The 9625-nt window shown below is 54.5% G+C and carries 7 protein-coding genes and 1 pseudogene; 3 read left to right on the top strand and 5 right to left on the bottom strand.

Translation table 11 applies throughout. The features are described 5' to 3' along the window. Nucleotides 1-955 precede the first annotated feature (955 nt). Nucleotides 956-1165 carry a hypothetical protein gene (locus tag QPK27_RS24795; protein ID WP_290420825.1) on the bottom strand — a complete coding sequence of 70 codons (210 nt, stop codon included), beginning with the start codon at nt 1163-1165 and terminating at the stop codon, nt 956-958. Nucleotides 1166-2025: 860 nt separating this feature from the next. Here QPK27_RS24795 and QPK27_RS24805 point away from each other — a divergent pair. Continuing rightward, nucleotides 2026-2346, top strand: coding sequence for a hypothetical protein (locus tag QPK27_RS24805; protein ID WP_290420826.1), 321 nt, complete (start codon nt 2026-2028; stop codon nt 2344-2346). Between the two features lie 355 nt (nt 2347-2701). Next, entirely contained in the window at nt 2702-2902 is a 201-nt protein-coding gene (locus QPK27_RS24810; RefSeq protein WP_290420827.1) for a hypothetical protein, read from the top strand. A gap of 358 nt (nt 2903-3260) precedes the next feature. Here the strand turns inward: QPK27_RS24810 and QPK27_RS24815 are convergent, their stop codons facing one another. Then, nucleotides 3261-3635 carry a hypothetical protein gene (locus QPK27_RS24815; RefSeq protein WP_290420828.1) on the bottom strand — a complete coding sequence of 125 codons (375 nt, stop codon included), beginning with the start codon at nt 3633-3635 and terminating at the stop codon, nt 3261-3263. A gap of 234 nt (nt 3636-3869) precedes the next feature. Further along, a pseudogene (gene istA / locus QPK27_RS24820) lies at nt 3870-4451 on the bottom strand (IS21 family transposase); the annotation flags it as partial. 919 nt (nt 4452-5370) lie between these two features. Between istA and QPK27_RS24825 the strand changes: the two are divergent. Then, a complete protein-coding gene (locus QPK27_RS24825) occupies nt 5371-5598 on the top strand; it encodes a hypothetical protein (RefSeq protein WP_290420829.1) in 228 nt (75 codons plus the stop codon). Between the two features lie 1383 nt (nt 5599-6981). Here QPK27_RS24825 and QPK27_RS24830 read toward each other — a convergent pair. Together QPK27_RS24830 and QPK27_RS24835 are read right to left on the bottom strand one after the other, a co-directional pair. After that, nucleotides 6982-7689, bottom strand: a complete 708-nt coding sequence (locus tag QPK27_RS24830) for a hypothetical protein (protein ID WP_290420830.1) — start codon at nt 7687-7689, stop codon at nt 6982-6984. 256 nt (nt 7690-7945) lie between these two features. Further along, nucleotides 7946-8545 (bottom strand): hypothetical protein, encoded by a 600-nt coding sequence (locus tag QPK27_RS24835; protein ID WP_290420831.1) that lies wholly within the window; start codon nt 8543-8545, stop codon nt 7946-7948. Nucleotides 8546-9625 lie beyond the last annotated feature (1080 nt).

Genomic DNA, 9625 nt, shown 5'->3' on the forward strand with positions numbered 1-9625 from the left:
GACAGTTCAGTGCTCATCCACAGCTAACGATGACAGCGCCTATGTCGAAGTGGAACGGCCGACGATCCTGCTGCCGGAGCGCAAATACCATGACGATTATGTGCGGCGTCCGGTGCCGCCCGAGATCATCGTGCCCGAAGTGTATTGAAGCGCGCACGCGGATGACATTGTCATCAAACCGTCATAACAGGCGTTTAGCTTGATCTGAAGTAGCGATCGTCATTGAAATGGCACGTGAGTGCAGCTGCGGTTGCAGCGCAGCCTGTGCCGCACCTGGCCGCCGATATGACCGCTGATTGACAACACTAGTGTTGATGACAGAAGAGGACATCATGTTTATTCACCCGGCAGATCGCCGTCTGCCCCAACGGTCTGATGTAGCAGGCTCGCCATACCTGACTGACGTCGTCAGGGAGGGATTGCTCCTGCAACACTCAACCGGCACTGTGAGTGCCATCGAGTTCCTGAAAGCGAATGCGGTTGACGGTATTGTGATTCAACGGGTCCTTTCGGGTAATCCTGTGCGTAGCGAGGATGCACACGCACTGTTGTCACACCCGGTCGCTTTCGAAATTTAGGCTGGACCACTCCTGGCGTGTGTGTTGAACCCAATGCAAGCGGGCCCCGATGGGGCCCGTGCTATGAGGATCTGGAGGCGAGGACGGGAGTCGAACCCGTCTACACGGCTTTGCAGGCCGTATTCGCATTAGTAAAATCAAGGACTTAGCTGAGAACCACACTTTTCACCACATGAGTTAGCTCAACACGAATTTTGTTCAGCTTCAAAACAGGCGACAAGGTCGCCTCCCCGTGACTTGAATACGTCAAGGATACTGCTCCTACGTTTGCCAGAGTACAGCACTACTACTTTAATGCTTTGATCGGTCTCGACTTAAGCTCGAACACGAAGCCATTTGCTGCGTCGTCAATCGTCATGCCGATCACGGTGCGGCAATTAGAATTGATCAAAAGACTGTTCGGAATTTACGGCTTGCTCCCCTAGCCAATTAATCTTCTGCACAACACACTCCTTTTCTAGTTTCGAGAATGCATTAAATTCAACTCGCTGACGATCGACCATTGCGACGAACTCTTCAAGGTTCATGCTGGGGAAAATCGAAAAGCGGATTTTCTCTTCCTCCTCAGTCAAGCGAAAGACAGCCATAATAATCTCCCTTTGATACATTCACGTATAAGCGATAACCCGTGTATCGCTATACACTTAACAGCGTGCATACCCTTAATATTCACGCTATTGATTTTTCTCAACTGGGTGACACTCTGTTAAAATCGTACTTTCGACAATGCGAAAGTATCCGAAAGGGTTCGGTTACAGACCGTATGGAAAGACAAAATTTGTAGTGGTCAAGTAATTTTGGACACGACGATAAGTTCTTTCTCTGCCATTTTGCGTTCGTAGACGCTGGGCGGCAGGTTGCCCAATACAGAAGGCATGCGCTTGCAGTTGTAGAAGCCCATGATATAGTCGGTGACATCGGCCTTGGCCTCGGCATGGTTGGCATACGGTCGCTGCTAGACACGTCCCATTTTTAGCTTTAGGAAGAATCGTTCGGCGACCGCTTTGTCCCAGCAGTTTCCTTTACGCTCATGCAAGACACGAAGCCATGCTTCTCCAGCACCTTCTGATAGGATTCACTGCCGTAACAGGTCGCCCATTCTTCTCGGAGCCATACTGCTCTGACCAGCGCCGGTCGCGCTCGGACCGATGTCCATACTCTCACTGACATGCTGTACGCTCAGGCCTTGCTCAATGATCATGCGGACCACTTCCAGCTCCAATCTTGGCTCGAAGGTTCGACGTTTTCTTGTCATGCTTCAACTCCTCTGATGGCGGATTAACCACCTAACGAGGTGTCCGGGAATAGTAGACCACAGCATCTTCCGCGCTAATTTTTTTTGGCCAGTAAATTAGAGAAAGTTGTTAGAATGATAGACATAGTGGAGCTCCTAGGCGGGTCCACTTGGGACAAAAAATTAATCATGCCAACTTGAATATGAGATCCTATGCCCACTTATGTCTTTGTTGATCGCCAGGAATATGACAAGCTTAAAGCTGCGGTAGCCCAGCTGCAGACGCCGAAAGAGACCGGCGCGCCCAAGCAAAAGCCACTTCTTCCTTTAATTTTCTCGATTGTCGTTCTGGTCGTCGCCACCGTGATAGCCATAAACCTCAGCGATGCGAGGACCGCTGTTTATTCCTACATTGTCGGAGTGGTCATCGCGCAGTGCGGGATTGATTTGTATGCGCGGGAGAACAAGCCGAAGTGGAGCGCGGCGTTTCGTCTGTTGGCATTGGCGTTGTGGTATATGACACAATTGTTATAAAAATGATTCCGCAAAGCGCAAGGCATGTAAGGAAGCCTTGGTCGCTCTATCCCGATGACGTCGACCAATCGTTGGAGTTTATCGGGTATGGAGTGAGCCATGTGCCTCCTGTAGCGGACTTTTATTTTTTATCTCTAAAGTTGGCCGGAAGATAAATCCCGCCCGCTGGCGATCAAGATGGAAGCGCATCGTGACCAGGCGGGTGGACTGGATTGTCCTGTGAGGATGTCATCGCTGATTTCCGGACGATGAGCCGGCGACGCAAAGAGTTTGAGCCGCGAACACCGATCATGAGAGGAATAAATATCGGGACTTTCAAAAAACATTCTAGCAGAGGCTCGGTAAAACGGGAAAGATGATGAAAGTCGTCGAAGTGCTCGACGCGATCAACGCATTGCATCCATCTACTCTGTTGACGACGAGCGAGGCGGCGATATTCCTCCGGACCTCGGTAACAAAGATGGAGCGCCTACGGAAAGATGGCGACGGGGCGGCCTATATTCAGGGCGACGGTGTGTATGCGAAAGGCTTTAACCAGACGTGCCTTTATGGATAGAGCACGTATTAACGTATGGACGTATACACTTGACGCACCTGGACGCGGTGGTTTCGCGAGTGATGTATTTTCGGATGTTACGCGGCGGTGACCACTTTGTGGGTCATAAACGTTTCAAGGCAGCACGGCCAACTCGACGCAGCCCGCTGCTCCCGCAATTTCGGGCTCCTCGGCGAACCATGAGACCGAGAGGGTCCCTCCTTGTTTGGAAATCACCACTCGCAGACATGCATCGAGCAAGCCGTAGACTAAGGATCGGAAGCGTCCCGAGATGGTGCGTCGGGGCCGTCAAAATCTACCTTGAGCAAGTTGAAGGCAAAGCTCCAGGCCATACTCGGCAGGGTCAAGCGATGTTCAATTAGCCGAAGAGCAATTCGCTGGCGCTGGCGACGCCTTCGATTGCAGCCCATTCCACGACATTGTCCGCGCGAATTTTGAAGTGCCGCGCCCGGAGAGCATCCGCGTCCTTATCGTGCAACTTAAACTTGCTGCCGTGGCTGCCTGAGCCATCGAAGTTCACAACGCCAAGTTGATCTCCTTTGCGACCGAAAACATGAGCGTGCGGATCGCCATCGCCGTGCAAGTGCGTAGGTTGATCGATGCGAATGCTCGATGGGAATCTCCCGGGAATGATTTTGCCTTCCCGGAGGAGGCCGAAATGGACGAGGTCGGGCTGGACCACGAGCACTGCGTCCAAATAGGGGTGGATTGGGTTGATTTCGGCGAGCTTCATGAGGTCTATTATACGATAGCGTCGCGTAGTCTACTCGCATCGCCCGGCCTAGCGCCCCCCTTAAACTCTAACTTGGCAGAGACCGGCTCCTACCGTTCAGCGTGAGGCTCTGAGCCAAGATCAGCTTCACTGCTTCGGCCCTGAATTCCGGTGTGTATGTCGTCAACTTCATGCTTTCACTCCCTTCGATGATTTTATCGAACAGAAGTGTCCGAAAAAGTCAAGTTACCTCAGGTGATGGCCGTCGCTGTACACGCCGCGCTCGATGACAACGGTCTTCATGTTGTCGTACAGGATCTTGCGCGGCACACCGCCAAATGCGGCGAAGGCACGCTTATGGCAACCGATCAGCGTAGCGACTTTCATGTCGCTGACGAACTCGACATAGCTCGCACGGCTGTAGCCTGTCGTGGCGCAGAACACATGCAGCGGCGCGCTGCCTTTGCGGAACTCAATCCAATCGACCTGCAACTGCTCGCCCATCTCCGTCTCGAAGCGCACTACCGGCGCAGCTGGCAAAGTCGGACGTAACGAGCGCATGAAGGCGCGTAGCTGACTCATGCCAACTTGGTAACCGCGCTCGACGATCTCGCTGTGCAGCAGGCTCGCCGGTATCCACTTCGGCTGCGTCGCCATCTGTCGTTCCCGCAGATAGGCCTCATATGGCGCCAGCTTGCTTGGCCGTTTGACCTTGCGTTCGTATTTCGGCACAGCCTTCAGCGCCGAGTGCCGCCGCACCGTGTTCACTGAACAGCCCACCTCGGCGGCAATCCGCCGCAGACTCAACCCATACTTGCTCGATAACTGAATTTCCACACACACCTCGTTGTTGTTTCAAGGCTGCCCCGCAAAGCAGCCATCTTCTCAAATCGGTGCATCAGTTTTTTTTCGCTGCTGTGTATTAGGTTATAACCGCTGCTGACACGCGCATGCTGGTTGGACGGGGATAGCGCTGGCAGAGCGGCACTTGGCTGAGGGAGTTGGCCAGCGGCGCATCGACGGGCGGACGGAGCAGGAGGGCGACATCGGAGCTGGCATGGTGCCTACTGTTTAATGCGCTAACGGTTAATCGCAATTTCAGGCACACGCGGTGTCGGGTTTGGTCGATTTCCTACTCTTTCCGCTTCGCGGAATAACGGCGACCGCCGGCGCGGGCAGAATGCGTGTATCGCCGCGATCGCAGGCACCCTTACGGAGAAATAATGACGAAGCAAACCCACCAGCCATGTCGGCAGTCAACGCAGACCCAAGCGGCAGCCAAGCGGCAGGGATCTATCCAGACTCGCCCGCAGCGCGCATCCAAGCCCCACGCCCCTAAACCCCTAGCACCCAAACCCCAAGCTTCCAAGCCCCAGCCTCCCCGGCCTCAGGAACTCAAACCTCACACTCCCGAGGCCTCTGGATTCCCTCGCCACCCTCCCCAGCGCCCTGCATCACAGTCCCCGATTACGAAGGAAGATGTGAAACGCATTCAACGAATCACCGCGCTAGATAACGACGGCTACCAAGCGGATTGGACCAAGCGATTGCAGAGCGTCGCGGACAAGCGTGATGCGCCGGACAAGCTTACTTCAGAGCCAGGTAGCGCTGGCAGGGGTTGCAGAAAAGGTTCCAGCGGCAACAAAGCAGCCTGATGCGCACGAGCGGAAAATGCCGCCTGGCATTTTGGTGGGCAACTGCTGTATGCTGCCCACCGTTTTATCCGATCGCTTACCGACTCCATCAGCCAAGGTAAGTGAACACAGCTTTCTTATACAAGGTCTTCGAACGGATGCACGGTCGCACGCTGGCCAGCGTGATCGCGGCTGGCAGCAAAGACACAGATGGCCAGGTGTGCGAAAAGACGGTGCGTAACTGGTTCCGGAAGCGTACGACCCCGGACTCCAAGACGCTCGAACGGCTGGTCGCTGGCGGCCGGCAGAATATGCACAAGAAACTTGTGGCGCAGGCTTGGCCGGCTTAAGCCCGCCAAGCCTTTGACGACACACTCTCCAGGTGCCCTAGCTTTGTGAGCACCTTCGTGGCATCGCTTCAAAATGGTAACGCCAAATATTTTGCCTCTCTCAAGCTTGCGAGCCGCGTCGACCTACTCGAGTTTGCGCTCGACGACCATAAGGCCAGTGATAACCTGCAGGGTTGGGTCCAGACCTTCTTGGAAGCGGATTCAAGACGAACACCTGACACATCCCGACGATGGTACAAGCGCCGATGAGATGCGACGCGTGATCCGAGAAGCCAAGTCTTGGGCCGACCTTACTATGCCGATGGCTGTCTTCGTGGTGCACATCCAATTCCAGCTGCTAGCTACGCTCGATCTCGAGTTGTGTTCCGAATACTTGGTGGAGTTCGAGGCTACACCCATCTTCGCGTCGCTCCTTCCTCGCTTGAACCCGCGGGCTCTTACGTCCAGCGGCACCATACCTCTGATTCGCGACCACTTTCACTATCCGACCCGACGCCTTCTTGACGTCACGGCATGCATGCGGGCGCTTCGCTTCAGCCCAGGGCGAAATTGGCCAACCGCCGTGCCATCGGTCGGCGATATGGCGACCTGGCTCGACCTAGCGGGCTGCCGTAAGCTGGCCAGTAACTTGCTCAAGTGGCGCTCTGGCCGCACCATCACGATGGAGCGTTTCGGCAATCTATGGGACGGTTTTTCGGCTTCCTACCGACGGCTGAGCGACCACCTACGCCAAAAGCGATGCTCTATGCAGTTAGGGTGTTCACCGAGTTATTCGTCAAGGGTAGCCGCGAGGATCGCAACCTGACCTTTATCGCTCCTGACCCAGCGTTCTACCAGCATTGGTGGAATAGCCAGCATCGGGAGCTAGCCTCCGGAGCCGAGCCGCTTTGCTTCGGCACCCGAGGATGGATGTCGGACTTAGTTTAAGCATGGCCAAGAGCTGAGTCTCTGGTCTGCTACCCGTGCTGTGAACACAGAGTTTAGGCGGAACGAGGCAGCACATGAAGCTGTGCTGCGAATGACAATCGACGAGATATTCGAACCGCTACGACGACGGTTGCGTACCGCTGACATAGATCAGTGCCGAAGCGCTGATCTACCGATATGCTGGAGGCGAGGACGGGAGTCGAACCCGTCTAGACGGCTTTGCAGGCAGTTTTGGCCATTATGAATCAACGAGTTAGCTTAGAACCACACTTTAGCACCACATGAGCTCGCTCAAAACTGTGAATTTACACCATTTTGAGGTNAGTTTTGGCCATTATGAATCAACGAGTTAGCTTAGAACCACACTTTAGCACCACATGAGCTCGCTCAAAACTGTGAATTTACACCATTTTGAGGTGTCATAATGTCTACCGAACTCGTGGCGATTCACCAATATTATTCCATGCCAAGTGGAAGTTGATTTTCCTTTTGCACGCCGAAAATGAGTGGCGTTTTTCCATCGATAACCATTTTAGCTACGACCTGATGGGTTCTCAGGTCGAGTGCGAAAGACGCGTGGTCGCTTCCACAGAAGTGGGCCTTACATCCGTTACCGATTAGTAAGTCGCCATGGCGCTTCAACTCTGCGCCTACTTGCATACGCTCGCGAAACGCAGCGTACTGGTTGCCAAGCAAGTCTTGCAGTCGCTCCACTAGCACCGGATGATCGATTGCATTGAACGGATGCACGCCTTCCATCGACGTTAACGAGCGGGGCAAATCCACTCCCGCGTCTTGCAAAAGACTGCGCACGCGCTCGACCTCCACCGGCGTTAGAACGTTCATTCGGAGAGGAATGTTGCGTTCGTCGTTGGGCGAGCGAAAGCTTAGTGCGATCGAGCCGATCGGCGACAGCATGAGTTTCGCTGAGCAACTTGTAACGGATAAACCTGCCTCGTAAGCGAGAGTACTAGGCTCCTCAATTTTAAGTGAGCGTCCTGCCTGACGAAGTTGCGCAGCAGTGCCTTCGAATACTTGGGATGCCACAAATTCGCGGACGTCTGCCAAGAGCTGCTCATCTGAGCAGTTTACCGGCTCCTTAGAACAACCGGCCAGAATACCTAAAAAAACACACGAGACCGCGCATCGAAAGAGTAATTTCATTCTTACCATTTGTTGTTAGGTAAAGAAGTTCTTGAGCTGCACACCGTCACGTACTGCAACATGAACGACCGCTTCTAGCTCAGCCTGTGTAAAAAGGCGAGATCCGCGTCTTTCAGGGATCTCGTTTCTTTTCCCATTGTGAGAAAAACGCCGTAGCGGCCATTCTGAGAGGTGGGGTCTCGCAAGCGTGCTGTCAGATTTGCTTTTTTTACACAGCCTGGGCCGTTAGCAGACCATTATAGCGTCCGCTAACGACCTACAGATGTGGCCACAACGTCGCTATGTAGGCCAGTTCAGCATCGAGCCCGAACTTCGCTGTAGCAGGGTTGACGCTGAGATAATGAAGCTTGCCTTTCCGGACGTCGAGAAGTGCTACGGCATCGTCGGAGGCGCATGACCCGCGCAGCACCAGCTCCATCAATAAAGGTACCATGTCAATCCTGAATTGGGTGATCGGCTCTGCTTTGTTATAGAGTTTGACTACAACTCGTTTGCCGTCGATGACCAGGCCAAGCTCCGGATTCACCGCAATATCAACACCAGCGCTGGAGTACACGCCACGTGGCGGGTCGAACCACCCGATTGCCTTTTTCCCCCACCACTTTTTGTACCCGTCGATCAGCTCAGGATAGTTTGCGACCTTCTTCAAATCGCTAAGACTCGAAACAATGGAGTCGAGCGAAGTGCGATCCTTACCGGTCGCGTGAAGGTTGATCAGACCTTCACGGAACGGCTTGTAGAAGTCAGTAGCGGGCTGGTACGCTGGGCGGTTTTTGATCTGTTTAACTTTTGTAATTTTCGGCGAACCCGACTTCGATACAACGTCCACGAAGTCTGTTAAAGATATCTTTGGCATGACACTCAGAAGTTGATTGGCCAAACTGAATTATGACGTAAACCAACTTCGTGCGGATGACTTGCGGTTGAATCGCCATGAGTTTTCTAGACACTCGACAGCCGCTGAAAATATTACGTTAATCCCGATCCATGGATCCCGTCAAACCCTGGTGCCTGACAAGCCCGGCAGGCCGGCGGCGAAGGGCCTCCGGGGCACTCCGAAATATGGGTCCGGACAAACCTGGCTCTTTCCAATCCATGGTTTTCCCCAATCCACAGTTCCTCCCGAATCCATGGGTTCCCCCATAACGTGGACAATCCATCGGCGGGCACGGCCCGGGAGCTCGGCGAGGGGCGGTCGGCGAGGCGGCCACTTTTCTACCTCAGTAGACCGACCGTTAATTGCAGTTTTATGGTGGCGCCGGTGGACCGTCGGTACGCGAGCGGGCCGGCCAGGCGGCAATGCCGCCGGCAGAGCGGACTTGGTGGAGGAGTTGGCCGGCGGCGCGTCGACGGACGGTGCAGGACGGCGACGTCGGAGCTGGCATGGAACCTACTCTTCAGTGCGCTAACCGTTAATCGCAGTTTCACGCGGGTGTTGGGTTTGGTCGCCTGCCTACCCTTTCCGTTTCGCGGAATAACAGCGGCTGCCTGCGCGGGCAGAATGCGTGTATCGCCGCGATCGCCGGCACACATATGGAGAAATGATGACGAAGCAAACCCACCAGCCATACCGGCAGCCAACGCAGGCCCAAGCGGCAGCCAAGCCCCAGGGATCTATCCAGACTCGCCCGCAGCACGCACCCAAGCCCCAGGCGCCAAGACCCCAAGCTCCCAAGCCGCAGCCTCCCCGGCCTCAGGAGCTCAAACCCCACCCTCCCAAGGTCCCTGGAATCCCTCGCCACTCTCCCCAACGCTCAGCACCGAAGACCCCGATTACCAAGGAAGATGTGAAACGCATTCAACGGATCACCGCGCTAGATAACGACGGTCACCAAGCGGATTGGACCAAGCGCTTGCAGAGCATCGCGGACAAGCGTGATGCGCAGACCAAGCTTACTGGTAATCCCCCCATTTTTAGAGCACGCTAAAAGTAGAG

The sequence above is a fragment of the Massilia sp. YIM B02443 genome (assembly GCF_030411955.1).
In the GTDB taxonomy this organism is placed as follows: Bacteria; Pseudomonadota; Gammaproteobacteria; order Burkholderiales; family Burkholderiaceae_D; genus Telluria.

Excerpts from the sequence above, each read along its gene's own strand:
- QPK27_RS24795 (WP_290420825.1), bottom strand. The coding sequence starts at position 1,165 with ATGGCTGTCTTTCGCTTGACTGAGGAGGAAGAGAAAATCCGCTTTTCG.
- QPK27_RS24805 (WP_290420826.1), top strand. The coding sequence starts at position 2,026 with ATGCCCACTTATGTCTTTGTTGATCGCCAGGAATATGACAAGCTTAAA.
- QPK27_RS24810 (WP_290420827.1), top strand. The coding sequence starts at position 2,702 with ATGATGAAAGTCGTCGAAGTGCTCGACGCGATCAACGCATTGCATCCA.
- QPK27_RS24815 (WP_290420828.1), bottom strand. The coding sequence starts at position 3,635 with ATGAAGCTCGCCGAAATCAACCCAATCCACCCCTATTTGGACGCAGTG.
- QPK27_RS24830 (WP_290420830.1), bottom strand. The coding sequence starts at position 7,689 with ATGAAATTACTCTTTCGATGCGCGGTCTCGTGTGTTTTTTTAGGTATT.
- QPK27_RS24835 (WP_290420831.1), bottom strand. The coding sequence starts at position 8,545 with ATGCCAAAGATATCTTTAACAGACTTCGTGGACGTTGTATCGAAGTCG.